The sequence below is a fragment of the Alistipes sp. genome (assembly GCF_048465575.1).
In the GTDB taxonomy this organism is placed as follows: domain Bacteria; phylum Bacteroidota; class Bacteroidia; order Bacteroidales; family Rikenellaceae; genus Alistipes.
The window spans coordinates 204,028-229,804 of sequence record NZ_DBFWLG010000007.1 but is presented as its reverse complement, the minus strand read 5'-3'; the positions used below and the strand labels follow the sequence as shown (position 1 = coordinate 229,804).

31 protein-coding genes, 1 tRNA gene and 1 pseudogene are annotated in these 25,777 nt (G+C 57.5%); 14 read left to right on the top strand and 19 right to left on the bottom strand.

Features of this window, described 5'->3' with window-relative positions; translation table 11 throughout:
• Positions 1-53 precede the first annotated feature (53 nt).
• Entirely contained in the window at positions 54-353 is a 300-nt protein-coding gene (locus ACMQ11_RS02720) for a helix-turn-helix domain-containing protein (RefSeq protein WP_418991131.1), read from the top strand.
• A 32-nt stretch (positions 354-385) separates the two neighbouring features.
• The gene (locus ACMQ11_RS02715) at positions 386-685 is read left to right on the top strand and encodes a helix-turn-helix domain-containing protein (RefSeq protein WP_418991124.1); all 300 of its coding nucleotides are present in this window, start codon (positions 386-388) and stop codon (positions 683-685) included.
• A 38-nt stretch (positions 686-723) separates the two neighbouring features.
• Here the strand turns inward: ACMQ11_RS02715 and ACMQ11_RS02710 are convergent, their stop codons facing one another.
• Positions 724-1,083: a hypothetical protein gene (locus ACMQ11_RS02710; RefSeq protein WP_418991123.1), complete on the bottom strand. Its 360-nt coding sequence runs from the start codon at positions 1,081-1,083 to the stop codon at positions 724-726.
• 13 nt (positions 1,084-1,096) lie between these two features.
• Positions 1,097-2,329 (bottom strand): site-specific integrase, encoded by a 1,233-nt coding sequence (locus ACMQ11_RS02705; protein ID WP_418991122.1) that lies wholly within the window; start codon positions 2,327-2,329, stop codon positions 1,097-1,099.
• Positions 2,330-2,804: 475 nt separating this feature from the next.
• Here ACMQ11_RS02705 and ACMQ11_RS02700 point away from each other — a divergent pair, with 475 nt between their 5' ends.
• The 5 genes and pseudogenes from ACMQ11_RS02700 to gp17 form a co-directional block, all read left to right on the top strand.
• Entirely contained in the window at positions 2,805-3,125 is a 321-nt protein-coding gene (locus ACMQ11_RS02700) for a hypothetical protein (RefSeq protein WP_418991121.1), read from the top strand.
• 221 nt (positions 3,126-3,346) lie between these two features.
• Positions 3,347-3,577, top strand: coding sequence for a head-tail connector protein (locus ACMQ11_RS02695; protein WP_418991120.1), 231 nt, complete (start codon positions 3,347-3,349; stop codon positions 3,575-3,577).
• A complete protein-coding gene (locus ACMQ11_RS02690) occupies positions 3,570-3,929 on the top strand; it encodes a phage head closure protein (protein ID WP_418991119.1) in 360 nt (119 codons plus the stop codon). The genes ACMQ11_RS02695 and ACMQ11_RS02690 overlap by 8 nt, the downstream gene beginning before the upstream one ends.
• A complete protein-coding gene (locus ACMQ11_RS02685; RefSeq protein ID WP_418991118.1) occupies positions 3,923-4,444 on the top strand; it encodes a hypothetical protein in 522 nt (173 codons plus the stop codon). Before ACMQ11_RS02690 ends, ACMQ11_RS02685 begins: the two co-directional genes overlap by 7 nt.
• Before the next feature lie 92 nt (positions 4,445-4,536).
• A pseudogene (gp17, locus tag ACMQ11_RS02680) lies at positions 4,537-4,803 on the top strand (tail completion protein gp17); the annotation flags it as partial.
• A gap of 53 nt (positions 4,804-4,856) precedes the next feature.
• On the opposite strand, the gene ACMQ11_RS02675 reads toward gp17, so the two are convergent.
• Positions 4,857-4,940 (bottom strand) — tRNA-Phe (locus tag ACMQ11_RS02675).
• Between the two features lie 81 nt (positions 4,941-5,021).
• On the opposite strand from ACMQ11_RS02675, the gene ACMQ11_RS02670 reads away from it, so the two are divergent.
• The 4 genes from ACMQ11_RS02670 to ACMQ11_RS02655 are packed head-to-tail and all read left to right on the top strand — an operon-like array spanning position 5,022 to position 6,213.
• Positions 5,022-5,219, top strand: coding sequence for a hypothetical protein (locus tag ACMQ11_RS02670; protein WP_418991117.1), 198 nt, complete (start codon positions 5,022-5,024; stop codon positions 5,217-5,219).
• Positions 5,220-5,236: 17 nt separating this feature from the next.
• Positions 5,237-5,419 (top strand): hypothetical protein, encoded by a 183-nt coding sequence (locus ACMQ11_RS02665; protein ID WP_418991116.1) that lies wholly within the window; start codon positions 5,237-5,239, stop codon positions 5,417-5,419.
• A 12-nt stretch (positions 5,420-5,431) separates the two neighbouring features.
• A complete protein-coding gene (locus ACMQ11_RS02660) occupies positions 5,432-5,983 on the top strand; it encodes a DNA adenine methylase (RefSeq protein ID WP_418991115.1) in 552 nt (183 codons plus the stop codon).
• A gap of 56 nt (positions 5,984-6,039) precedes the next feature.
• Positions 6,040-6,213: a hypothetical protein gene (locus ACMQ11_RS02655; RefSeq protein WP_418991114.1), complete on the top strand. Its 174-nt coding sequence runs from the start codon at positions 6,040-6,042 to the stop codon at positions 6,211-6,213.
• A gap of 180 nt (positions 6,214-6,393) precedes the next feature.
• Here the strand turns inward: ACMQ11_RS02655 and ACMQ11_RS02650 are convergent, their stop codons facing one another.
• From ACMQ11_RS02650 to ACMQ11_RS02580, 15 genes are all read right to left on the bottom strand, one after another.
• Positions 6,394-6,558: a hypothetical protein gene (locus ACMQ11_RS02650; protein WP_418991113.1), complete on the bottom strand. Its 165-nt coding sequence runs from the start codon at positions 6,556-6,558 to the stop codon at positions 6,394-6,396.
• 13 nt (positions 6,559-6,571) lie between these two features.
• Positions 6,572-7,297, bottom strand: a complete 726-nt coding sequence (locus ACMQ11_RS02645; protein WP_418991112.1) for a hypothetical protein — start codon at positions 7,295-7,297, stop codon at positions 6,572-6,574.
• Between the two features lie 155 nt (positions 7,298-7,452).
• On the bottom strand, positions 7,453-8,055 hold the full coding sequence (locus ACMQ11_RS02640; protein ID WP_418991111.1) for a hypothetical protein: 603 nt from the start codon (positions 8,053-8,055) through the stop codon (positions 7,453-7,455).
• A gap of 199 nt (positions 8,056-8,254) precedes the next feature.
• Positions 8,255-8,593, bottom strand: coding sequence for a hypothetical protein (locus tag ACMQ11_RS02635; RefSeq protein ID WP_418991110.1), 339 nt, complete (start codon positions 8,591-8,593; stop codon positions 8,255-8,257).
• A complete protein-coding gene (locus ACMQ11_RS02630) occupies positions 8,572-8,907 on the bottom strand; it encodes a hypothetical protein (protein ID WP_418991109.1) in 336 nt (111 codons plus the stop codon). The genes ACMQ11_RS02635 and ACMQ11_RS02630 overlap by 22 nt, the downstream gene beginning before the upstream one ends.
• 25 nt (positions 8,908-8,932) lie before the next feature.
• Complete coding sequence (locus tag ACMQ11_RS02625) at positions 8,933-9,268, bottom strand: nucleotidyl transferase AbiEii/AbiGii toxin family protein (protein ID WP_418991108.1); 336 nt, start codon at positions 9,266-9,268, stop codon at positions 8,933-8,935.
• Between the two features lie 196 nt (positions 9,269-9,464).
• Entirely contained in the window at positions 9,465-9,575 is a 111-nt protein-coding gene (locus ACMQ11_RS02620) for a nucleotidyl transferase AbiEii/AbiGii toxin family protein (RefSeq protein WP_418991130.1), read from the bottom strand.
• A 133-nt stretch (positions 9,576-9,708) separates the two neighbouring features.
• On the bottom strand, positions 9,709-9,939 hold the full coding sequence (locus tag ACMQ11_RS02615; RefSeq protein WP_418991107.1) for a hypothetical protein: 231 nt from the start codon (positions 9,937-9,939) through the stop codon (positions 9,709-9,711).
• A gap of 395 nt (positions 9,940-10,334) precedes the next feature.
• Positions 10,335-10,616, bottom strand: a complete 282-nt coding sequence (locus ACMQ11_RS02610; protein WP_418991106.1) for a hypothetical protein — start codon at positions 10,614-10,616, stop codon at positions 10,335-10,337.
• Positions 10,617-10,936: 320 nt separating this feature from the next.
• A complete protein-coding gene (locus tag ACMQ11_RS02605) occupies positions 10,937-12,244 on the bottom strand; it encodes an HNH endonuclease (RefSeq protein WP_418991105.1) in 1,308 nt (435 codons plus the stop codon).
• On the bottom strand, positions 12,237-14,675 hold the full coding sequence (locus ACMQ11_RS02600) for a DNA cytosine methyltransferase (protein WP_418991104.1): 2,439 nt from the start codon (positions 14,673-14,675) through the stop codon (positions 12,237-12,239). The genes ACMQ11_RS02605 and ACMQ11_RS02600 overlap by 8 nt, the downstream gene beginning before the upstream one ends.
• Before the next feature lie 123 nt (positions 14,676-14,798).
• Positions 14,799-15,743, bottom strand: a complete 945-nt coding sequence (locus ACMQ11_RS02595; RefSeq protein ID WP_418991103.1) for a DUF1848 domain-containing protein — start codon at positions 15,741-15,743, stop codon at positions 14,799-14,801.
• 57 nt (positions 15,744-15,800) lie between these two features.
• On the bottom strand, positions 15,801-16,667 hold the full coding sequence (locus ACMQ11_RS02590) for a GRP family sugar transporter (RefSeq protein WP_418991102.1): 867 nt from the start codon (positions 16,665-16,667) through the stop codon (positions 15,801-15,803).
• Positions 16,668-16,672: 5 nt separating this feature from the next.
• Entirely contained in the window at positions 16,673-17,452 is a 780-nt protein-coding gene (locus ACMQ11_RS02585; RefSeq protein WP_418991101.1) for an SDR family NAD(P)-dependent oxidoreductase, read from the bottom strand.
• Position 17,453: 1 nt separating this feature from the next.
• Complete coding sequence (locus tag ACMQ11_RS02580; RefSeq protein ID WP_418991100.1) at positions 17,454-18,404, bottom strand: NADP-dependent oxidoreductase; 951 nt, start codon at positions 18,402-18,404, stop codon at positions 17,454-17,456.
• Between the two features lie 182 nt (positions 18,405-18,586).
• Here ACMQ11_RS02580 and ACMQ11_RS02575 point away from each other — a divergent pair, with 182 nt between their 5' ends.
• The 3 genes from ACMQ11_RS02575 (at position 18,587) to ACMQ11_RS02565 (ending at position 22,244) form a co-directional block, all read left to right on the top strand.
• A complete protein-coding gene (locus tag ACMQ11_RS02575) occupies positions 18,587-20,173 on the top strand; it encodes a sulfatase (protein WP_418991099.1) in 1,587 nt (528 codons plus the stop codon).
• 158 nt (positions 20,174-20,331) lie between these two features.
• Positions 20,332-21,063: a GntR family transcriptional regulator gene (locus ACMQ11_RS02570; protein WP_418991098.1), complete on the top strand. Its 732-nt coding sequence runs from the start codon at positions 20,332-20,334 to the stop codon at positions 21,061-21,063.
• A 29-nt stretch (positions 21,064-21,092) separates the two neighbouring features.
• Positions 21,093-22,244, top strand: a complete 1,152-nt coding sequence (locus ACMQ11_RS02565; protein ID WP_418991097.1) for an MFS transporter — start codon at positions 21,093-21,095, stop codon at positions 22,242-22,244.
• Between the two features lie 75 nt (positions 22,245-22,319).
• On the opposite strand, the gene ACMQ11_RS02560 is transcribed toward ACMQ11_RS02565, so the two are convergent.
• Positions 22,320-25,493, bottom strand: coding sequence for a GH92 family glycosyl hydrolase (locus ACMQ11_RS02560; protein ID WP_418991096.1), 3,174 nt, complete (start codon positions 25,491-25,493; stop codon positions 22,320-22,322).
• Between the last annotated feature and the right edge of the window lie 284 nt (positions 25,494-25,777).

The following is a 25,777-nucleotide window of genomic DNA, read 5'->3' as shown; positions in this document are numbered from 1 at the left end:
GCGCGAGGGACGGGATTGGCTACATTTGTCCCCAAACTCTAAAAATCTGTCGAATGGAAATAGTTATTATCGAAAAGAAAACCTTTGAGGCATTGCTCTGCGGCGTGGAAACGCTAACCGGAAAAGTCGATGCCTTGTGCCGCCATTGCAGCGACAAGCGCGTGAGTAAATGGCTCGATGGCGAACAGGTATGCCGCCTGCTGCGCATCAGTCCGCGCACCTTGCAGACCTTGCGCGACAACCGCATCATCGGCTGCACGCAGATAGGGCGCAAGTTTTACTACAAACCCGAAGAAGTCGAACGGCTACTACCCGGTATCGACCGATACCGCACACCGCAGGATAGCCCCTGAAAAGCGAACGAAACCACTAAATCCACAAGAATATGAACGAAAATCATGTAATTACCTCGGACGACGAACGCATTGCGGCCTTGCTGCGGGCTTTGAAGAAAAGCGCGAAAGATGCGGCGAAATTTACGGAGAACTATCAACCGCCCCTCGGAGGCGAACGTTACCTCACGGATAAGGAGGTGATCGACCTCTTGAAAGTAAGCCGCCGCACCTTACAGGAATACCGCGCCGCACGCAAAATTCCCTTTATCCTTTTCGGCGGCAAAGTCCTCTACCGGGAATCCGACATCGAAAAGCTCCTCGCGGAAAACTACCGCAAGGCTATCCCTTAAAACGCCGACGGGCAGGTGTTGAAGCCTGCCCGCCGTTCTTAACAGATAAATCCCTCCTTATACTGAATGATAATCGGAGCCGCCGCCCGCGCCGGGGTGGTAGCTCGTCGGATCAGCCATTTGCGTAGTACCGACGCACCCCGTGTATTGAGCCGGAATGCGAGGGAGGCCACTACCTCCATGTTATACACGTCCGCACCATTCCCATTCTCCAGACGGACGTACTTGCAGACCTCATAATCGTGCAGCGTATCGCTTTTAATGATTGCCTTGATACCTGCGTTTACCGCTCCGGCAGTCGTACCGAACAGCTCGGCCAGCTCCATTGCCGTCATCCATACCTCGCTCCCCGTCAGGGTTACGCCGTTATCGCCGATTGTGATTCTATCCCTTTTCATCGTACATTCGTTTTTAGATGGTTTGACAAATAAAATTCTCCATTTGCTCGATACGTTGCGACAGTTTTTCCATATCGCGGCTCACCTTTTCCGCCGTGATTTTGGCGTAAATCTGCGTCGTGCGGATGCTGCGGTGTCCGAGCATCTTCGAGAGTGTTTCGATGGGCACGTCGTTCGATAGGCACACCGTCGTCGCGTAGGTATGGCGGCTCATGTGCCACGTGACGTTTTTCTCAATACCGCACTTTCTCGCAATTACCTTGATGCTGTTCTTGCAGTTGGCATAGCACGGAACGGGCAGCAGCTTATCCCCCTCGGCCATGCCGTCGTACTTTTCGATGATATGCTTGGCAACCTCCAGCAAGCGTATATTCGATTCCGTACCCGTCTTTTGGCGATTGGTGATAATCCACAGATGGCCGTCGAACGAGGTTTGCAGGTTCGCTTTGGTCAGGTTCGCCATGTCCGTCCAGCTCAACCCCGTAAAGGTACAGAAGATGAACAGGTCGCGGATGACCTCGTAACTCTTCTTTTTGAATGTTCCATTAATCAGCAGCTTGATTTCTTCTTTGGTCAGAAAACCCCGCTTCGTTTCCTCTTTGGTGATGCTGTACGCGAAGAACGGATCGCGCTGCAACAGTCCGTTATTGACGGCCATGTAGATAATCTTACGGAACGGCATCATGTATGACCAGACCGTATTGTTGCAATGGTTCTTCTCGGTTTTGAGAAACAGCTCGAAATCGGTAATGAACGCCGGAGCAAGCTCCTTTAGGGCGATGTCGCTGACCTTGTACCGCTTTTCGATAAACTCCGAGAGGTGGTTATATACGGTGCAGTATTTCCAATAGCTGCGCAGGCTTTTGAGCTTGCCTACCTGCTTTTCGTAGTCTTCGTTATGCTGCCGGAATACCGCCAGCAGCGTTTCATGGTTCATACCCAAACCCAGATAGGCGTTGCGCACTTTCTCGGCGGTTACATAGTTATCCCGGTCGGCGATCTTCTGATAGGCTTGGTTGATACCCACGCGGATTTTATCCAGCATCCGGTTGGCCTCCTGCGCCACCACGCTGCGACCGGACACACGGCCTAACTCCACGTTCCACGATTTTTCCTCCACGTCCAGCTTGCAACTGAACTGTGCGATTTTGCCATTTACCGTAATCCGGCACATCACCGGAACAAGCCCGTTCTTCTTCGGGGCGTTGCGTTTCAGATAGAATAAAACTTTGAAAGTCGATCTCATAACTCTACAATTTTTTAGTGAACAAAATTATTTCTTGTAGAGCCGTTCGTCGATACGCAAAATGCAGCGAATCAGCGCAATCGCACCCGAAAACCGACTTTTTTCGCGGTGTGCAGCCCATAATCCGAAAATTCTGCTACATTTGCTGTCTGAATCCTCCGAATCGGGCTTGTAGTTCAGCGTGTTGGGAGCCTCTCAAAATCTCCGCCGCCGTCTTGAAAAGAGTAACGGGATAGTAACGCAACTCCGGTTTCAGTTGGCTTTTTGGCGGTTTCGCTTGGCTTCGTCCTTGCAGTCCGTTTTCCTCTAAACCCCTTATTTACAACCTTCCTGCGCTCATCTGCGCAATCTCTCATTTTTTATTTTTATCTTTGCTGAAGATCGAAAATCTTTACGATCCAACAGCGACAATGTTTCCCTCATGAGCGCCGACCACGGATTATGTTTGCTGCCAGACAAATCAAAACGAAAATTTATGAGCAAACTGAAATCCTTACGCGAAGCGCGTGCTTCGGTGTTTACGCAGATCGACGAGCTGCGAACGGCGGCCGACGGCCGTGAGATGACTGCCGAGGAGCAACAGCGTTGGAACGACCTGCTTTCGGACTACGACAAGGCGGACAAGGCCGTCGAAGACGGAGGAGCGCTTCGAGGAGATCGAACGGCGGCAAACCGAGCAGCAGTTCGAACAGCGCACGACCGCGTCGCAGCCGGATTCCGAGCAATTGGACGAGTATCGCTCGGCTTCCAGAGCTACCTGCTGCGCGGCGCGACGGGCATCACGTCGGAGCACTAGGTGCTGTTCGAACAGCGTGCCGGCATCACGGGCCTTTCGGCCGGCGTGATCGTCCCTGCGACGCTGGCCGAAAGCATCGAGATTGCACTGAGAGCCTATGGGGGTATGTTCGAGGCCGGGTCGATCCTCACCACTTCGAAGGGCGGCGATCTGATCATGCCGACGGTGAGCAATACCAGCGCGAAAGCGACTACACGCTTTTGGAGGACGACTACGACCCTATGCTGATCACCGAGCCGCAGTATGCAGGTCAGCGCATCAGCGTTACGGCCATCGTCGGTTACAATAAGGACAACATCCCTCCCGCAATCAAGGCGGCAATCCTGCTGATCTTGGGCACGCTCTACGACAATGAGTCGGACAATCTGGTCGGCCGTACCGTGTCGGAACTGTCGCTTACGGCCGAAAAACTCCTGTTTCCGTGGCGGGTAACCCCTTACGGCGATGTTTGATACGCGAATCGAACTCCTCGAATTCATGGAGGAGCGGGACGGATACAACGACCTTACCAAATCGCTCCGGCGCGTCGCGGTCTGCTATGCGCAACGCACCGAGAACGGCGGTCGGGAAAATCTCTATGCCGGCCGCATCGTCCACGAGAACGAGGTGGTCTATACGATCCGCTATCAGCCGAATCTCCGCCCGGATATGATCGTCAGGGATGACGGCTGGCTGCGCAAGATCGTGTCGATCCACGAGGAGGGCCGCTGCTGGCGGCTGCACCTCAAATGCACCAAATCGGATGCCGACGACTCTTCCGAGCAAGATGTCACCCTTGTCCAAAATTCCGTCTGCCGATGCTGACGCTTAAGGTTGAAGGCTATGCCGAGGCCAAACGCATATTGGATCAGCTCCCGAACACCATGCAGAAGCGGATGCTCGCGGCGGCGCTCCGAGGCTCGGCCAAACCGATGCTCCGGTCGGCGAAAGGCAAAGTGCCCGTGCGTAGCAGTCGGTTGAAGAAGCAACTGCGCATCGTGCGGATTAAAGACCGGAATGCTCCCAAGTCGGAGGTCGACATCGCCGTGAAGCCCGTCTTCGAACGTACGAAGAAGAAAGGCGCGGTCAACGAATACTACGGCAAGTTCATCCATGAGGGGACGAAGGATCCGCGCACCTCGAAAAAAGGGAAACTACTGGTCTTCGTCGATGCACAGGGTAAAAAGATCTTCGTCTGCAGCGTGAAGGGCATCCGCCCGACGCCCTATCTGGAACAGGCATACTCGGAGAACTCCGAGCGCACGGTGGCACTGTTCGGCGACGAGCTGGCTGCGGCGGTCGAGAAATTCGTGGCGAAGAACTTTAAACCGATCATCTGATGATGGACGATTTCAAAAAGACGCTGATCGCGCTGCTTGAACAGGAGGTTCCCGACCTACGGGACAAGATTTAGGCAGGGGCGGTCGACGCCGGGACGCAGCCGCCCTTTGCGGCCTTCACCGTCCCGGAGGAGACGCCCGTCCGAACGCTCCACGGCATCGCCGGCTATGTGACGACCTTCGAGGTCGCGGTCTACGACGCGAAGTTCGCCGGGGCGGAGCAGCTCAAACACGCCGTGATTGCCGCATTGGAGGGTGCGGAGTTGGGCGACAAGCGCAGCCGCTACAAATCTTCCTCGACGGAGTTCTATCCCGACTACGACCTGCACGGCGTGACACTAAATTTTCGGATTATATAATCCAAAACCCCCGCGATTGATGGTGCGGGGGATCAACATCGAAATGTTTTTTGTGGAGGAAGAGGGATTCGAACCCTCGGTACGATAAGGACGTACACCAGAGTTTCAATCAGGCGCTTTAAGCCACTCAGCCATTCTATCGCAGGTTTACTACCATAATGACCAAGTGCTACAAATATACTATAAAAAATTAAAATGAAAATTTAAATGGCTGAATTATGAGATCGAAACGGGTCATCCAAGGCGAAGACATCATTCTCCTGGTTGACGACAAGACAACGTTCCACGCTACGACACACACACTGAAGGTCGACCTCGAACTCAAGGAGCTGCGCACCAAAGACACGAACGGCAAGGAGAAGGCTCCGGGCGACATCACGTGGTGCACCCTGTCCGGCAACCCGTCCGGCGGATAACTTACACCGAGGCGTCGGTGCAGAATGACAAATCGACGCAAACAGACAGCATCTCGCATAGCCGGATCAACACGGCCGCCCGCAACGATACCCGGATCGTCACGGAGGAGAAACCCTCGTCCGGCGTCGCATGGCTGCGGTGGGCTGCGGCGCTGGCCGGCCTCGTGCTCCTGATTATCCTATTCCTCAAATTACGTTAACCGATCTACTCCATGTCCCGACTCAGAACCCTGATTTCCTACTATGGCGGCAAGCAGATGCTCTTGAAGCACATCCTGCCGCTGATCCCCGTGCATATGCTCTTCACCGAAGCCTTCTGCGGCGGCTGCGCCGTACTCTTCGCCAAGCAACACGTAAAGAGCGAAATCATCAACGATACCAATGCCGAACTGATCAACTTCTACCGCGTAGCGCAAACGCAGTATCCGGCACTCAAGGCACAGATCGATGCGACGCTCCACAGCCGCGAGATACACGCCTGCGCCCGGCATATCTACGACCATCCGGCGTTCTTCACGCCCGTCGAACGGGCGTGGGCCGTGTGGGTCTGCACGAAGTTGGGCATTGCGTCGATGATCGACGGGACGTTCGGCTACGACAGCAGCGGTACAACGACGCAGAAGCTCCGCACGCAGAGGAGTCCTTCACCGAGGAGCTGTGCCGACGCCTGGGCAGCGTCACCGTCGAGTGCGAGGACAGCACGAACCTCATCCGGCGTTACGACTGAGAGGGGGCGTTCCATTTCGTCGATCCTCCGTATGTAGACTCCGACTGCGGACACTACAACGGGACGTTCGACGAAGAGGACTTTTCGAGGCTGTTGGAGACGCTCTCGACGGTCGAGGGCAAGTTCATGCTGACGATGTTCCCGCATCCGTCCATCGAAAAGGCTGCTGCCGCGCACGGCTGGACGATCCACCGGCTCGACCGCACGATCACCACCTCGAAAGTCTCCCGCCGCCGGCAGGAGGAGTGGATCACGACGAACTACTGACGCCGCCCGCGATGCAACTGAACATAATCCATAATACCGATGCCCTCTCCGGTCTGTGGCTGCTTCCCGATGCGTCGGAGAACTGCATCGTCACCTCGCCACCGTACTGGCAGATGCGCGACTACGGCATCGGCGACATCGCGTGGCCGGACGGCTTGTCGGGACAGTTGGGGCTGGAGCCTACGCGCGAGGAGTTTCGTCAGTGGCTCCCGTGCCGTTGCGGTCGATTTCCAGCAGATCCGTCGGGGCCATCGTATTGACCTTCGGCAATTGCGAAATGGTCACTTCGCTCGTTGCCGGCAATAGGGGCGCGATGATCTCCTTGTCGGTTACAATAGAATCCATATTCTTTTCAATATTATTCGTAGATTCTGAAATCGGACATCATTTGATAGGTTACGTGCCACATGCATTTTTGATTGGAGTACGGAGACGGGACGGATAGGAGTTGCAATACGCCGCCGAACGTGACGATGCGGGCAACGGGTAAGTATCCCAATCCGTAGTTGTCCTTGCGGAGCGTCGAGATGATTCCCGATTCAGGGTCATCGGCCGCCAGCAACAGGCTCGGCGAGGAGCGCGTGCGGATCGGACTGTCGTAGATATTGACCACGCTGCCGGTGTACTCCGCCGAGGAGGGCAGATTCAGGCGGATGATGTACTCTCCGAAACGTGCACCATCGATGATGAGATTGAAATTGCGGTCGAGCGTGTATTCGTTCGTCGTGCTGTTATAATCTGTTCCCTCGTCGGTAAGCCTTTTGAATTGTACTCTGGAATAACCGCTGAAGATACCGCTCCCCATCTCCACATGCCCGTCCTCGTAGATGCGGGTGGTGGCATTTCCGGCATCGGCGATTCCGTCCGCTCCGGCGAAGAACATCAGCTTGCCGTGCGCTGCTTCGTCGACGCCCATAAGCGAACAGCCGGCCATGCCCGCCACGACCTTCCGGTCGCTCTCGTCCTTCACGCCTACGAATGCCGACAGTACCACGCCACTGCCGGCATCGATCTCCGTCGAGATATCCTGGAAGTTGTCGTGCAGGTAGCCCAAATCGCTGCTCTCGCTTGCGGCCTTGTCCATTGCTTCGCCGATCTTGCGACGCTCGGCGTAATAGGTTTCGATCGCAGTGAAATCCGCTTCGATTGGGATGAACTCCGGTTCCGGCTGTGTATACTTTCGGATGGCGGCGATGGCCGAGAGGTAGGCTTCTTCGTAAGGGCTCCACTAGGCGTTCATCATTCGAACGATGCGTTTCTTTCCCTGCACCCTGAGTAGTTTGCCTCCCGACACCGGTAGCGTACCGTGCTGATATGCACGAGCGCATTGGTATGGAATTGTGCATACTCGGCCTTTATGTCCTGCAAACGCTCGCGCAGAAAGGATTTCTCGACCGGCGAGACATACTCGTCGGAGTTGATGCGGCCGAGGGTCTCCAGCGTCGAGGAGATCGTCTGCATCAGCGAGTCGAAATCCGTTCCGGCATCGGGCTTCGCGGGGTCGATGCGCCCGAAGCGCAGCACGCCGTTGCGAAAGCTGACCCCGCAGCCTGTCGAACGGTTGAAGAGCTGCATATCGCCCGTTGCCGAGTCGAACCACGAGTCGCCCGCTTTATCCGAGAGAAAGCCCGTGAGGTAGATATTCTTCAGATAGGCCGAGTAGCCCTTCATGTCCAAGCCGTGCGCCGCGAGGTTGGACAGATCGCCGAACTGTGCCGCAATGTTCTCCGTGCGGATCGTCCAGTCGTCCATGCCCGTGAGGAAGCGCAGGTAGGTACGCGTTTCGTAGCGGGAACTCCGGCGCGAAGGATCGGACGTTTTGCCGAATGCCACGAACTGCATGGCCGCCTGCGGATGGTAGGGATAGCTTGGGCGAAGTTCGTACCGCCACTCGCCGTAAGTCTGCGGATCGAGGCATTCGACGAGGCGAAAGTAACAGGTGATACTATGTTTCCCACTCTGCCCGGAAATATTTTGGAGTTCTTCCAGAACCTCCGGAGATGGTAAGAATGCATTTTCGATGAATAACCGAGGTGATAGCCTATTTACGGATATCCCCATCGATGTATACCGCCCAAAACCTATCGATTTGCTCTTTTAGCTCTATCAATTCATTAATATTGTTCTCTAAACGTTGAGTCGGTGATACGGGATTACCCTTAAAGTCAGTTTCCGGTTCCTTTTTTCGAGCTTGTTGTGTCAACGTGAAACAATATCGTTTCAATCTATCTGCAATAATATCGATTTGGTTAGTGATGTCTCCTATATAGTCGCTTGTGAAATTCTTTATTGTAAGTGTGTTTTCAATGGACAGTTCAAAATCCGGCATAATTCTCGACAAAAAAAGTTCCAACCGGTTTATAACATCGTATCCGGCCATGTCCTTTTCCCTTCTATAATATCTTTAATAGAACAATCGGAAACACCGCTTTTTTTGCTAAATAATTTAACCTCGCGATAGCCTACGATTAGGGATAGAGCCTCTTTGATCCGTTGTGTTTTAAGTCTTCTATCGTCTTGGATGGCAAGATAGACCCTGTTGATTTCGTCTTTGGAGGGTATGGAATGCATATAATGATCCCATTTATCCAAAGGAATCCCGACTTGATATGCTAAAAGCGGACGTTCTTTAATTTGTTTTTTTATATCCGTCCACCGCGTTTTATATTGATGCTCTGTAAGATGTCTGTCCATCGCCGTGTTTTTTATGTTTTCTATGTTAGATACTATCTACAAATGCTCCGAATCGTAAAATCTTATCCGCATTCTGTTTGTTGAAAAGCAGGTGCTCGAAGTCCCGCTTCTTGACGTTGAGGTCGGTCGTTGCGAGAAATACGCCGATGGCCGTTTTAAGTTCTTCTGGCCAGCCGATGCCGCACCGCGCCTTCAGAAATTCATAATCGGGTCGAGTCTGTGCAAGCAGAAACATCGCATCGTAAAAGTCGCGCCCCTTCCCTCGAGCCAGCAAAGCCGACAGTTTCATTGCGCAGAGCACTTCGTCCGGCGGTACGGGTAAGGGAAAGAAAAATCCGCAACCTTTTACATTTACGATCATCGACGTATATTCAACTCCTTGATCCTGCGCTTCGATCTTTATTAAAAACGCTCGTCACGATGACCGGACAGTCGGAGGTCGAATAAGAGTTGAGGAAAATGAATGTTCTGCCGAAAAGCGGTCAATTTCGGATTCGCACGATCTTTCGTTACCACAGTCAGTCCGTTGCGCCGCAAAAAGGTAAGGACCTCGTCCGTCATCCGGATGAACTCTTCTTCGGACATACCCTTGCAATCGAATCCAGATCCTCGGAAAAGCGGTCGATACCCTTGAAAAGTCGCAAGTTTGTGCCGCCGATAAAAGCCATCTTCCGCATGTATGGTGTGGAGGAGAGGTAATCCAGAATCATCAACTGGATATACTCTTTGAGCATATGCTTGTTTAATAGCGCGTTGTCGCGCATCGATTGCGGGAAATATCCCCGCCGAGGTTCATATCGATCATAGGTCGTAAATTTTCAGTAATGCGGTTGCACGTCGACCGAGCGCCTTGCTGCCGAACCGTCGGAGATATTCGTCGAGCCGCTCCCGATTCAGCTCCTCCTGCATGTAGTCTTCATCGAGGCGAAGTTGCTCCAACTCCGATGCGTCGTTGTAAAACGGATAAAGATAAAGCAGATCGAGCAGCGCCTTTTCCGGCGTGGCGAACAAAAGTGTTTTGCCATCGGCCATCGGCCGGGGTTAGTATCCGAACATCAATTCACTTTTAATATTTTTGTAGGAATATTCCCCGAACCTATTTCTAAAGGTCGCCGTCTTGAGCGAGCTGACGCTTGTAATCTGCACTATCGCTTCTGGAATCAAACCATAGAAGGAGAGGACTGTGTGCAGGCTGATGTAGGATGGACGGTAAATCCGATTGGCGATATACTGTGCGTAATCCGGCTTATGCAGGTATTCGGGGAATGCGAAATACTCCTGCTCAAACGGATGAGTAAACCTTTCTTGACCCATCGGGTGAGGTTGTTGCGATCGAAATCGGGCTGCCATGCATACACTTGGTGGATGCTGAAACAAGCCAGATCGAATAGTTTTTCCCGAAATTCCAAATAGGTCACTGGTTTATTTTATTTCGGTAATGCTACAAACATAGTGAGTTTTAGTAATATAAGCAAAAATGACTGCAAATTTACAACATGACGGCGATAACGATGAGTGGTTATTCGTAGAACTTTGCCCATTGAGATCCGGACATCGCCTGTTTTCTCGCTCCATCGTTCGGGCGGAACAAAGAGCCCCGTTCGGGCGCGGAGGGTCAGTTGGTGAGCCGCTATGAAACGAATCATAACCTCGGATTTTCCAGTTGCGCGATCCTCGCGGGAAGAGAGCGTGCGGTTAATTTTTTCCATTGAATATCAATTATTTATGCACGACGAACATAAAAAATGCATTCCAAATAAAGAAGACAAATGTCCCCATATCTTGTCAGCAAATCGTCAGCATTTTAGAACCGCGTGAAACCCTTTGCAACCGCCTGCAACCGAATCCGATGCCACATCTCTTTGACATACATTGCAGTTATAGAGGAATTATGCAGCGCATCAATAAAATTACATATATTACTGTATTTCAATGCTTTGTATCGCTTCAGACCTCACGAAACCCCTTGTTGCAGCATGATGCAACAAGGGGTTTCGTGAATCCGTGTGCGCGAGCGTGTCTATTGTGACTACTCCGGCATCCGATTTTCATGCTTTTCCCGGTAAATGGCATTGTGCCGCGCCAGGTAGTGTTTCCGTTCGCACAGGATGTAGTTCGGGTCGATCCGTCTTTCGTGTAGGTATCCCAGCGTCTCGAAGCGTTCCAGCTCGGGGGCGTAGATCACCTCTCCGCTACGACAGTCTATGGTGATGTAGTTCCCGGACTCGAAGAGCCGGTCGCAGGTGGGGCACAGCAGCAATCCGTTGTACGGGTTCATGGCGTCGTAGGTGTCCTCGCATTTTGCATAGGGAACGATGTGGCTGGCGATCAGCAAATTCCCGAAATCGAAGCCGCAGATCGGACACCGGTGCGGCGTCTTCTGGAGCAGGGCCGACTTGAAAACCCCCTGCACGGTCCGGGTTTGGGTACCCCGCGAGGACAATCTGTATTTTCCTTGCTGCATTTTTCGGCGCATTTCCGCAGTAAGGCCCTCCGTATCCAGCATATCGAGTTTGGTGTCGGCCACGTCGACCGAAAATCCGTCCGGTCCCGAGATCGTATCGGTTTTCGGAGGCCGGGATATCAGATAGGGGCGGAGGGTCTCGGTAATGTAGGAGAAGGAGAGATCATCCAGGTAGGCGTTTTTCTTCGGCAGGTCGCTGTTCGCCCGTGTCCCCTTGGTGTTGAGCGAGATGTCGCGGACTGTCACCGGCTCGTCCCGGACGCGGGTGGTTCGGGAAACCATGTTTTGACGGTTGGCGAAATTGAGCACGACCATCGGATACTTGGGGACGAAATTGGCCCACTCCTTCTTCGGATCGAGGATCCGCCGGTCCTTGCGGATGAAAATCTCCCGGATACGCATGTAGATGGTCTGCTTCTGCGCGAGCGTCCGTGCCCGGCAGAATTTCCTGTACTCCTCCCACAGCTCGTCGTGACGGAATACGCAGTAACATAACATGTACATGAAGACATAGGCGTTCTCGAAGCTCGAGCCGATGAATTCGAGCAAATCGTTATCAAGGATACGGTAAACTCCGCGGCTCTTCTGTTCGAGGATGCCGCAGAAAACCAAAAGGGCAATTCCCTCGGTAAAATAGTTGCCTACCTGCGAGGCTTCCCTCAAACAGAAAAGGTCGCGGATGTAGGCGTTGGATTTCGCATTCAGGTCGTGTTTGCGGTAGATGTCGCCATTACGGAACCGCTGGATGAAGCGGCAGACGAAGAACATGGTGTCGAAGCCGTAGGACTTGTCCGCCAAAAATTTTCCGTGATCGGTCGAAAGCGTCAACCCGCCGAGGCGGCTTTCGAGCATTGTTGTAATCTCTTTATTCATGGGTCAGCAGTTTTTTCGGCACGCCGATATAGTATAATGCACATTTATCGATATTGAGCGTGAACCGGGAGTGACTTTTTACCGTGGCATAATAGCGCCGAAATTCATCCGTTGCATAGAGTGGCAGATCGGGGACGTTCTCGCCCTCGGGCGGGATCAGAATGGCGATGCTGCCGTTGGGTACAGCGCCGTTGGGAAGAAGGGTCGCCCGCGTGTTGTAGGTGAAATTGGGCATCAGGATCGCGCGGCTGTCGAGAAACCGACCCACCGCAAATTCCGCCACCGAGTCGACATAGCGGTCGTAACCTGCTTTGTGGACAATCCGCCCATCGTCCAGGATGTTTTTCGAGCGGAGCACCCACACTTTGCCTTGCAGGGAAACCTTTCCGTTGGTTATCTGCCGGTCTCGGAATGCGGAAAAGTAGTCGAGCCGCAGACGGGCGACGTACTGGTCGAAGAATGCGTCGCGGTACAGCAGCCACAGCCGGTCGTGGAAAAGGTATCCCTGCCGCTGCGTCCAGGTGCGACCGTCTACGTAATCGACGACCGTCGTATCTGCGCTGTAACTCTTCGAAAAGTGAATCGTGATGATCTCGATGAATACTTTTTTGAAGAATTTGACCCCGAAATCGCAAATGCTCACGATCGGCAGGGACTCGTACATTTTTCGGATCGACTCGAACTCATCGGCCATGATGAAATTCTTCGGGATGACGCACGCGATCTGATCGGCCATGCCATACAATTTTATCAAAAACAGAGCGAATAAATTTTTCGTTTTGTGTACGTCGCTGCACAATGGGGCGTAATCCGTTTTTTTTGCCGCCGTATAGGGCGGGTTGGTCACCACCAGGTCGTAGTGCTCCCGGGTGTCGAGTTTGAGAAAGTCGGCGCAAATGAAACGAATGCGGATGTTCGATCCGATCTCGATTTTTTTTAGCGACTCCCGGAGCGACGCAATCGTCTTGCGGTCGATCTCCACGGCATCGATCCGGACGGCTTTCGCCTGAGAAAACAGAGCGCCTAATTGGGGAATGAAGGCGCCCAGACCTACTGCCGGTTCGAGTATGCGAATTTCGTCTTTCTCGATCCGAACGGTTTTTAGGAGATCGTAAACAACGCATTGGGGTGTATAGAAAGCACCTTTTCGCTTGGCGTTCCGGATTTGCTGCTCTTTGAGAAAGGTGTCGATGTAGAAATTCGAGCACAATTCTTTATTTGAAAGATACTCCTTCATGCGTTCTGGATCGAACGCCTGGACAAACTCCTCGAAACGGAGCATTGTCTGGGCGCGCAGGGCGATGTCCCGCACGATTTCGGTCGGAAGCGCCTCGCCGATGCACCGGCGGATGTTCAGCTCGTTTTCGCGCAGATAATCTTCGGAATCGGAGGGTAAAATTTCATCGTCACGGGTCGTCCAGCGGAACGAGGAGGGGATAGTCATAAGTGCCATCAGCTCGCGGACGCTCAGCACCCGATGGTCCGTAGGGTGGATCGTATCCTGGCTGGCCAGTTGGTCGTTGCGCGTGGCGATGCACGCACAGGGGCGGTCCCATCTCAGTCGGCGGTATTTATTCCCCATGAAGGCACCTTTAAGCTCCACGCGTTTGCCTGCCTTGTCGAGTTTATAGGGACGGGTGGCTGGTGGATTCAGGAACGCACTTTCGCCCTCTTTCAGGTCCCGTATCCACTCCAGCTGGTATTCAGGGAATTTTCTGGCAAAATGGAGGAAATCGGTTTCGTCTTTCTGTCCGTATCCAAGCGAAGCATGACTGCCGATGGCTTCTTTCAGGGTGATCTCCGGCTTCCTTATCGGAAACAGGTTCAGCGGAGAGAGGTTGTGCAGGGTTTTGAGCGTGCCTATGACAAGCGTTCGCGGACGGCTGGAGGGTACGCCGTAGTTTTTGAAATTGATGACCTTGTGGTGGATATGGTAATTGGCGCCGAGGTTGTTGCGGATGCTCTCACCGATGGGCATGTCTTTGCCGGAAATATCCGTACAGGCAGTTTTCATGAAAGCCCGCACGTTCTCGATAATAAAGATTTTCGGCCGGATGCGGTCGATGATGCGCACGGCTTCCACCACAAGCGAATTGCGCGTCTGCTCGCTGTCCTTCTTTTTGTAATTGGCCGTTGACATACCTTGACATGGCGGCGTGGCGATCACGATGTCGACCTGTTGCAGCCCCTCATTTTGTTCCCACAATGCAATCTGATCGAAGAGTCGCTGTTGGACGTCGGAGTGCGTGATGTCTCCGCACACGTAGCCACTTTCGTATTTGCATTTGTGATTGGCACGCTGAATATTCATCCGTTCTTCGATCAGTTCATTCGTAGCGATACACTCGAACAATCCCCGGAATCCATAACACCCGACCCCGGCGCTGCTGAATAAACTCATGTAGGTTCTCATCTCTTCTCCTCTCTTCATGTGACCAAGCATCTGCTGCCGTTGTCGCAACAAAAATACAAAATCATTTCGAACGAACTCCCTTGGGCTTCGAGAATAATTAATTAGATCGTGTACATGGTGTCGAAAAGCGGTTTTTCTTCCTCACAGCAACCCTCGCTGCGGGTCTTTGAGGCTCCGCATTCTGCGGTCGCGGATCACCGCGTCGGCCGGCAGGTCGGAGAGTGTCCCGATCAGGAGCGGCGAGCGGGGGTCGTGCCTGCGGCGGTTCGTGAGCGCCGTGCGGTGGTCGACGCGGTTGGCATAACAATAGGCGCAGCCATTCAGGCAGGTCGAATAGGTGCCGATGTCGATGCTCTCGATGCAGTTGCATACGGTGCGCTGGCCCGGGTCTTTGCGGGCTGCGAGCGGGCACCCGGTGAGGCGTTCGACAAGTTCGCGGTCGATACATCGGCCGGGCGGTATGCCCAGGCGGCGGAGGTCCGTCTTGGAGGTGCAGGTCTCCAGCCGGATGGCGTATCGGTCGGCCGCGAGCTTGCACGAGCCGGCCACTTGCTCGATTTCCGCCGGATCCGGCGAGGCGAGGTGAAGCGCCTGCATGGGCCGCCGCAGGTGGGCGTAGGGGTCGAGGAATCCGAGCATGCAACGTGTCGTGCAGCCCCGGAGCGCCGAAGCGATCCGCTCGAACGCCTCCTCGTGGAACGCGACGGGGTAGCGTTCGTTGACGAAAACGGGGTCGTAACGCCAGATCACCCGCTCGGGCCCGATCCGCTCCGCGAGGCGCCGGAGGGTCCCGATCCGCTCGTCGAGCGGCGGCAGGCGGCTCTCGATCTCGCGTCCGTAGGCGTTGAGCGTGAATTGGAAGTAGTAATTCCATGCCTCCAGTTCATCCAGCCGGCCGAGCATCGGCGCGGGATTTTTGGTCCACAAAACGAGGCAGTCGACCACGGCCGGGTCGAGGCTGACCCGACTGATCTGTTTGGCTTTGAAAGGATTTGGCACGAGCACATACCTCTCGCGGAGGCGGTTGAAGAACCACTCCGAATAGCAGGCGGGAATGTCCGTGCGGCGGCTGGCGCTGATAATCATGGGAGGCGTTATCTATATACAAAGGTAGTGAATTTCGGGCCGCGCCGTCCCTCGCGGTCAGTGGATTTCCGACAGGTAGAGCAGGTAGAGGCCGCCGAGGATCGCGGCGAATCCGAGAGCTGTGACCACCCATTCGCGCCGCGTTTTGGTTTCGCGGTTGATAATCACGCCGCCCACGACCGACACCAGGGCGGCGGCCTGGCTGACGGGGTAGGCCACGGCCAGCCCCAGCCGGGCTCCGGAGACGAGCAGCGCCAGGTTGCCCACGCCCCAGATGATGCCGATCGTGCCGTTGCGGAGCGTTTTGCCGCTGAATGTGCGGGTTTTCATCAGAAACGTGCCGTAGAGGAAGATGGCTGCGATCTGCCCGAGGGATTGCGGCAGAACCGCACTGCGGCTTGCGATGTGGTAATATTTCAGGATGCCCACGTAGGCCGTGAATCCCGCGGCGGCCACCAGGTTGATGGCGATTCCCTTTGCCCACTGCGGCTTTTGGGAGTTGCTCCGCTGCGTGTAGGAGGTGCAGAGAATACCCGCGATGATGAGTCCGAGGGCCGAAAGCCCGTACTCCCGGGCGGCCTGTGAGGCCCAGTCGCCCAGCGCCATTCCCACCAGTGCGGTGCCGATGATCTGACCGCCGTTGAGCATCGGTGTGGCGCGCGCAACGCCCAGGCGGCGAATGCCCGCGAACTGCCCGATGGAGCCCACGGCCCAGCAGGCTCCGGAGATAAATCCGACCACAAAGATGCGGGGCGTGATTTCGGGGCGTGCGACGAGAACCACGGCCAGCGAGAAGAGCAGTCCGCCCAGGGCGATCCCCATCGACTGCTCGACGGGTTTGCCCCCGATCAGGGTTCCGATGACCGGGATCAGCCCGAACGAAAGCATCGGCACCAGCGCCACCAGCCACTCGGTCCACTCCATGCTATTCAGGCATCGGGGCCGAGGATTGAGAGCGCCCCGTCCACCTTGCAGGTGCTTCCGGTGACGTAGGAACTCGCCTCCGATGCGAGGAAGAGCGCCACGGCAGCCACCTCCTCGGCCGTTCCGCCCCGGTGGAAAGGGATGATGTTTTCGGCCCGTTTCAACAGCTCGGGATCGCTGATGACCCGCTCGTTGATGGGCGTGAGGATCATGCCGGGGGCGATGTTGTTGACCGTCATTTCGCGGTCCGCAACCTCGAGCGCAAGCGTGTAGGCCAGGTTGCGCAGCGCGGCCTTGGCGGCGTTGTAGTCGGCGTTGCGGGGGACGTTGACCCACTGGTGGATCGACGAGACGTTGATGATGCGGCTCCCCTTCCAGGTGCCGTAGCGCCGCTTCAGGCCGAGGAACGCGCGGCAGCAGAAGAACGGCCCGTAGAGGTCGGTGCGGATCACGCGGTCCCACTGCGCGGTGGTCATCTGCTCGACGGGCGTGTTGCTGCCGTTGATACCCGCGTTGTTGACCAGGATATCCACGTCGCCCCAGTCGCCGTCGACCTGCCGGAAGAGCTCTCCGACCTCCTCTTCGTCGGCCACGTCGACGCGGTAGGCGCGGGCCGTGCCGCCCGCGCTGCGGATCGTTTCGATGACCTCGCGGGCACGCTCCTCGCCCGCGTGGTAGGTGACGGCCACGCGGGCCCCCTCGCGGGCGAACAAGAGGGCGATAGCCCGTCCGATTCCCGAACTGGACCCGGTCACGATGGCGGTTTTTCCTTTCAGCGTATCCATCTCAGCTTCTCAGGGCGATGGCTATTTTGCCCTGTATTTTTCCATTTTCGAGCGCCTCGTGCGCCTGGGGAATCTGCTCGAAAGTAAAGATTTTCGCCAGGTGGACCGAGAGCGTTCCCTGCGCCAGCATCCCGGCGATCTCATGCAGGTCCTCGCCGCTCGAGTGCATCAGGATGTGGCGCCAGTTGGTTATCCCTTTTTGTTGTGCGGCCTTTTCGGCCTCCTCTTTCTTGTCGGAGGGGAGCAGGACGATCATCCCCTGGGGTGCGAGCACGTCGAGCGAGCGGGCAAAGGTCTCGCCGCCCACGGTGTCGAGAATGAAATCGAGGTTCGACACTTTCTCTTCGAAACGGTCGTTCTTGTAGTCGATCACCTGGTCGGCGCCCAGCGAGAGGACGTAATCGAGGTCCTCGGCGGCGGCCGTGGCCACGACGTAGCACCCGCGGTTGTGGGCGATCTGCACGGCGAAGCTGCCCACGCCGCCCGCTCCGCCGTGGATGAGCACGCGCTGTCCTTTCTGCACGTTTCCATTGTCCACGAGCGCCTGCCAAGCCGTCAGCGGCGACTGCGTGGCGGCTGCGGCCTCCTCGAACGAGCTGTTCTCGGGTTTGCGCGCCAGCTGGTCGGCCGGTGCTGCGGCGTATTCGGCATAGGTGCTTCCCGGACCCGGAAAGCGAATGGTTCCGAACACGGCGTCGCCTTGCTGGTGCGCGGTCACGCCCTCGCCGACCTTGGTGACCACCCCGGCCGCATCCCACCCCAGAATCATGGGGTTTTCCTTTTCGAGGTAGGAGGCCATACCCTCGCCCTTGCGTGTCTTGATATCGATTTGGTCCAGCCCGATGGCCTTGATGGCGATCACCACCTCGCCCGGCCCGGCTTCGGGAGTGGGAACGTCCTGCATCGAAAAATTCTCCGTTCCGCCGAACTCTTTGAGTATCATTGCTTTCATTGCGTATCTGTTTTAAACCCCGCTGCGGTGCGGAAACAACATCGTGCGGCAAACGGCGTGCCGGAGCGAGAGGTCGAACCACCGGCCGACTGCGATTCAACCGTTCTGCCCGGAAAAAGTTGCAGAATCCGAAAAGAACCCCTATATTTGTTCATACATATCAATCCAAACTGGTACAAATCATGCGCAAAACGGTTCTTCTCGGCCTGCTTCCCCTTGCCCCGGGGCTTTGCACGGCGCAGCAGCGCAAGGCCGTCCGGTCGGAGGGCCGGCCCAACATCGTCTGGATCATGACCGACGACCACGCCTTTCAGGCCCTCGGGGCCTACGGGCACCCCATCGGGCGGCTGGCTCCGACGCCCAACCTCGACCGCCTGGCCCGCAGCGGCATCCTCTTCCGGGAGTCGTTCGTCGAGAATTCGATCTCGGCGCCCTCGCGCGCCACGCTGCTGACGGGCATGTACAGCCACCGCCACGGCCAGCGAACGCTTCAGTACGGCATCATGGACACCACGCGCGTCCATTTTCCCGAACTGCTCCGCCAAGCGGGGTACCGCACGGCCCTCTTCGGCAAGTGGCACCTCGGTATCGAGCCGCGCGGCTTCGACTGGTACGAACTGCTGAACGATCAGGGCGAGTACTACAACCCCGCGATGCGCACGCCCGCGACCGGCGGTCGCTACCAAACGCAGGCGGGGTATGCCACCGGGATCATCACCGACCACGCCCTCGCGTGGCTCGACTCCCTACGGGACGACGGGCGCCCTTTCTGCCTGATGATCCACCACAAGGCGCCCCACCGCAACTGGATGCCCGAGGAAAAATACCTCGATCTCTACGAGGAGGTCGAATTTCCCGAGCCGGCGACCCTCTTCGACGACTACTCCACGCGCTGCGAGCAGATGCAACAGCAGCAGCTGACGATCGACCGCGACATGGGCTACGCATTCGATTTCAAGGTCGAGGAGCTCCGGGACGAACCCACGCATCCCTACATCCATGCCAGCTGGGACATCGCCATGCGCACCCTCACGCCCGAGCAGCGCCGCGCGTGGGACGCATCCTACGCCCGCAAGAACCGCGAATTTCTGGCCCGCCGTCCTGCGGGGCGCGAGCTCTTGCGCTGGAAATACCAGCGCTACATCCGCGACTACTGCCGCACGATCCGCTCGGTCGACGACCAGGTGGGGCGCGTGCTGGACTACCTCGAAGCGCACGGGCTGACTGAAAACACGCTGGTGGTCTATTGCTCCGACCAAGGGTTTTTTCTCGGCGAGCACGGGCTTTACGACAAGCGCTTCATGTACGAGGAGGCGTTCCGCACGCCCCTGCTTGCGGCCTGGCCCGGCCGCATCCGCCCCGGAACGGAGTGCCGGGAGTTGGTGCAGAACATCGACTGGGCGCCCACGCTGCTCGATGCCGCCGGGATCGGCGTGCCCGCCGAAATGGACGGGCGGTCGCTGCGGCCCCTCTTCCGCAACGGCCGCACGCGGGGCTGGCGCCGCGCGCTCTATTACCAGTATTACGACTATCCGGCCGTGGGCAGCGTCCGCTGCCACTACGGCATCCGCACCCATCGCTACAAACTGATCCACTGGCTCGGCCCCGGCGCGAACGGGGACCCCGCAATCGATTCGTGGGAGTTGTTCGACCTCGAACGCGACCCCCACGAGGTGCGCAACGTCTACGGCGACAAACGCTACCGCCGCATCCGCGAGCGGCTCGCGCGGCTGCTCGCGCAAGAGCGGGAGCGGATCGGTGCCGAGTAATGTACGGACATTTGTTCCGAGCCAGTACCATGCAAGGAACTTACTTACAGATCGCTCCCTGTTCCATTCGAAAAGCCGCCATGCAAAAATAAATCTTTGTTCAGGTATGTATATGCAAACGAAAAATCCTATCTTTGCGTAAAAGTAAATTCGGCGCCATGAAACTCAAACTCGACCCATCCTCTTCCAAACCCCTCCACCAGCAGGCCGAGGACCTGCTCCGCGAGATGATCCAGCAGGAGGAATACCGCAAAGGCAAGCTGCTCCCCAACGAGGTGGAGCTCTCGCGCGAACTGAGTATCTCGCGCAACACCCTCCGGCAGGCCATCAACCGCCTGGTCTTCGAGGGATTGCTGGTCCGCAAGAAAGGCTACGGGACCACCGTTGCGCCGCAGAACGTCATGTCCAACGCCCGCAACTGGATGAGCTTCTCGCAGGAGATGCACGCCCAGGGCATGGTGGTCCAGAATTTCGAGTTGCACATCAGCCGCAAGGCCGCGCCGCGCGAGGCGGCCGAATTCCTCGGGGCGACCGATGGGGAGCGGCTGCTCTGTCTGGAGCGCCTCAGGGGCCGTCCCGGACTGCCGTTCGTCTATTTCATCTCCTATTTCAATCCGGCCATCCCCATGACGGGCGAGGAGGACATGTCCATGCCGCTCTACGAGAACCTCCAGCGCAACTACGGCATCGTGGTCAAGACCTCCCGCGAGCGGATCTACGCCCGCGCCGCCAATGCCGACATGGCCGCGAAACTCGATATTTCGGAGGGCGATCCGATTCTGATCCGCAAGCGCTTCGTGCTCGACGTCGACGACCGCCCCGTGGAGTACAACATCGGCTACTACCGCGCCGACAGCTTCACCTACTCGATCGAATTCACCAACGATTGATAAAATCCCAATCCGCTAACCCCAATCCAATGAACAAATCCATTTCCAAACTCCTGCCCGTGCTCTTCGGTTTCTTCGTCATGGGCTTCTGCGACGTGGTAGGCATCTCGACCAGCTACGTGCAAAAAGATTTCGGCCTGAACGAGACCGTCGCGGGCTTCATCCCCTCGATGGTCTTCATCTGGTTCCTCCTGCTCTCGATCCCCGCGGCGATCGTGATGAACCGCATCGGACGCAAAAACATGGTGCAGGTCAGCAACCTCGTCACGATCGTGGGCATGCTGATCCCGTTCGTCGACTACAACCTCGCCACCTGCATGGTGGCGTTCGTGCTGCTGGGTATCGGCAACACCATCCTCCAGGTGGCGCTCAACCCGCTCCTGACCAATGTGGTCAAGGGCGAAGCGCTGACCAGTTCGCTCACCGTCGGGCAGGTCGTCAAGGCCGTCTCGTCGTTCTGCGGACCGTTCATCGCCGCTTTCGCCGCCAGCACGCTCGGCAATTGGCAATACCTCTTTCCGATCTTCGCGGGCATCACGCTCCTGTCGGCCCTGTGGCTCCTGGCCACGCCGATCCGCGAGGAGTCGTCCGATGCGGGCACCTCGTCGATGGGGGCGGCTTTTGCGCTGCTTACCGACCGGACGATCCTGCTGCTGTTTCTGGGTATCTTCTTCGTGGTGGGCGTCGACGTAGGCATCAACACCGTGGCGCCCAAGCTCCTGATCGAACGCGCCGGGATGCTCGTCGAGCAGGCCGGATACGGTTCGAGCGTCTATTTCGTCTGCCGCACGGCGGGTGCGCTGATCGGTTCGATCCTGCTGGTGAGGATCAGCGATGTGCGCTATTTCCGCATCAACATCCTCGCGGCGCTGGCGGCCCTTGTGGTCCTCTGTTTCGTCCAGGGCACGGTGGCGATGCTGGCGATGATCGGCCTGGTGGGCTTCTTCTGCGCGAGCATCTTCTCGGTGATCTACTCCGCGGCCCTCAAGAGCCGCCCCGAAAAGGCCAACGAGGTCTCGGGACTGATGATCATGGGCGTCTTCGGCGGCGCCGTCATTCCGCCGCTGATGGGCGTCATGGCCGATGCGATGCAGCGGCAGCTCGGCTCGCTGCTGGTCATCGCGGGCTGCATGGTCTACCTGGTTTTCTGCGCCCTCTGGCTGGGGCGCGCGACCAAGTAGGCGGCCGACAAACGAAAAACGGGGCGGAACCTGTCGACAGGTTCCGCCCCGCTTCGTTTTACCGCGGTGGCCGGCTTACTCCACGCCCCAATTCCGGTTGGGCTCGGGTCCCATCTCCACGACCATCTCGCCGCCGCGGAGCAACTCCGAAGCGGGGAAGCGGAACGAGCGGAAGGGCTTGCCGTTGAGCGAGACGCTTTGGACGTAAATGTTCTTGCGCGAAGCGTTCGGGGCCTTGATCGTAAAGGTCCGCCCGCGGCCGTAGCGCCCGCCCAGGTCGATCACGACCTCTTCGAATGCCGGGCTGGCGATCTCGTACATCGGCTCCGCCGAGCAGCCGCCGTCGGTCTGGAAGAGCCCGAGCGAAGCCATGACGGCCCAGGCGCTCATCTGCCCCTGGTCCTCGTCGCCGAGGTAGGCGTTGGCCACGCCCGTGCCGTAGTAGCGGTCGAGGATCGAGCGGCTCCACCGCTGGGTCTGCCACGGCTGCCCGGCAAAGTTGAAGAGGAATGCAAAGTGCATCGACTGCTGGTTGCCCTGCACGACGGGGTGGTCCCAATATTGGTCGTTGGGGGCGTTGTAGCGCCACGCTTCGTCCCGGTTGAAACCCCACAGCAGTCGGTCGGTGAAGCGTTCGCGCCCGATCTTTTCGACGAGCGCCGGCACGTCCTGCGGCACGAAGAACGTCAGCTGCCAGGCGTTGCCCTCGACGTAGTGCTGGTTGGCGCCGCTGCGGAACGGATCGAAACCGTCCATCCACGCCCCCTTGCTGTCGCGCATGTGGCAGTAGCCCTCCGGGCTGATGACATTGCGCCACCAGTAGCCGCGTTCGTCGAAGGTGCGGTAGGTCGCCTCGTCGCCCAGCGTCCGGGCCAGCTGGCCCACGGTCCAGTCGTCGTAGGAGTACTCCATCGTGTTCGAGAAGCGGCCCTTGTCGTAGGGGACGTACTTGTGTTGCAGGTAAGCCTCCAGGTCGCGGTTGCCGGCAAAGCCCTTGTGCACCTTTTGCGCGGGGGTGGTCTGCATCTTCACGGCCGCTTCGAGCGCTTTCTGCCCGTCGAAATCGCGGATTCCCATCTGCCAGGCGCTGACGATCTGTGGAATCTCGTGCTCGCCGACCATCACCGGAACGTAGTTCAGCCCGGCGGGACCCTTGGCCAGCCAGCCGTTCGCGTCGTACAGGGCCAGCTGCGAGCGCGCCCAGCGGCCGCTCCACTCGGGCGTGACGAGGTTCCAGAACTGGTTGAGGTTCCAGAACGTGTTCCAGAAGGCGTCGCAGCCGAGCATCACGTCACTGCGGGGGTCGGCGACGCGCTGTACGCGGCCGTCGGTCGAGACCCACTCGCCGTTCACGTCGCTCCACGTGTTGCGGCTGCACAGCGAGCGGTACATATTATTATAGAAGCGGACCTTTTCGAGGCGGTCCGTGGTTTGGATTTTCAGCCGGCCGAACAGCTCGTTCCAGGTGTCGACCTGGTTCTGCCGGACGGCCTCGAAATCCCAGCCGAACGGCGTTGCAAGCTCGGTGGCAAGGTTCTCGGCGGCATTCTCGACGCTCACGGGCGAGATCGCCGAGCGCACCTGCACGACGGGGCTCACGACCGGGTCGAACTCCACGAAGAGCCCGGCCTCCTTGCAGGGGCCGCTCTCCAGTCCGACGACGCCGTGCTCGATCCGCTCGTCGCACCAACTGCCCACGCTGCGGATCGGTTGGTCGAACTCGACGACGAAATGCACCGTGTAATCCTGATCGGCGTCGTGGCTCCACACCCCGGGCGAATACTGGCGGCACGAGCCCTCGATGCGGCGGTCGCCGACGCGCTTCACGCGGACGCTCCGAAGCTGGAACCCGTACTCGGTCTGGGGGTGCAGCTCGATAAGGATGCGTCCCGTGCCGCGGTCGGCGGGGAACGTGAAACGTTCGAGCCCGCAGCGCGTGGTGGCTGTGATCTCGGCCTGAATGCCGTAGTCCGTCAGGTCGGCGGCGTAGTAGCCGATTGCGGCCTGTTCGGTGCGCTTGTCGATGCGCGAGCGGTAGCCCTCGTCGGGCCGCTGCTCGTCTCCGACGCGCACTTTCAGCTCGCCGTTGGCGGCCATGATCCCCAGTCCGCCCAGGGTCCACTCGTGGATGTGGCTGAAGCAGCCGATGTTTTCGAACGCCGGTTCGTACCCCGCCTGCCAGCCGTCGTTCTGGTTGTCCGGGCTCAACTTGACCATGCTGAACGGCATCCACGGACCCGGCGCGATCATCCAGCGCGAGTGGGCCGTGCCGATGCGCGTGTCGACGTATCCGGCTGGCGTCTGCAAGGGCTGCGGGGCGCGAGTGACGGTGCCGCGGGCGATCTCGCGGCCGTCGCACAGCACGCGGTAGCGGCTCTTTCGCAGCTTCTTCACGGCCGGCATCGGGGTTTCGAGCTGGTAGCGGCCCCGCTCGATCCGCTGGCGGAAAGTTTCCCGGCCGTCGATCTCGACGCTCACGACGGGTTCGCCCGCGATCCGCTCCACGTCGACCAGCAGCGGCTGGCCCGTTTCGAGCTCGTAATCGGCGGCCCGAACCTCGCGGACGAAAGCCGCATCGGGCTGTATGGTCTTTGCTCCCTCGGGGCCGGTCAGCGCCACACGGTCGAAGAGAATCCAGGAGCCCTCCAACACGGTGATCGTTACCGAGTTCCCGCCCGCGCGCAGGACCTCTTCGCCGAGGGGAACCGTCAGGCGGCGGGGCGTCGCTTTTTCGAGGTGTCCCGTGATCGAGAGCGTGTCGACGACGGGCTCGTTCTGACGGGGCTTGCGCTGCTTTTTCAGGTCGCGCCCGGGGGCGCCGAGCTGGAACTTGAGGTCCTGCCCGTTGACGCTTATTTTCACAAGCGGCAGAAACTCCTTGGCGTAGTCCGCCAGGTCCAGCTCAAGCGCGTAACCCGTCCCGCGAGGCGACGAATCGAGCCCGAAGAGGATGTTTACCTGGTGGGTGCGCCAGCCCGAGGTAGGCCAGGTGCCGCCCCAGGTGTCGGTCGGACCGGGCAGGACGTAGGGAAAATCGGTGGCCGGGTCGGAGTAGCCGACCAGGAAGAACTTGTCTTCGTAGCCGAAATCGCGGGCCAGAAAGTCGCGGAAGCCATCGGGCGCCAGCGCGAACTCCCGGGCCGAGCCGTCTGCATGGCCGATGCTCCAGACCTCGCGGGGAGAGTCGTCTGCCGCCGCAACGTGCAGCGAAAGGCAGAGGGCGAAGAGCGTAAGCAGTTTTTTTCTCATGGTTGGGAATCTGTTTGGGTTCGTCATGTTCATACAATATGGGCGCAAAATAAACAAAATTTTGCAGAAAATACAAAACAAGGTAGATTTTCATGCGAAAAATCGCAAATGAGGGGTTGATATGAATTGTTTTTGTTAGTACATATTTTCGGATTTTATATAATATAGGTGTTATTCCAACCACCAGCTACGACCCCTCGACGTTGCTCGGGGATCGAGAAAGAATCGGAGACTGTGTTATACTTTTCACTTTCACTTTTCACATTTCACCTTAGTTGCGACCC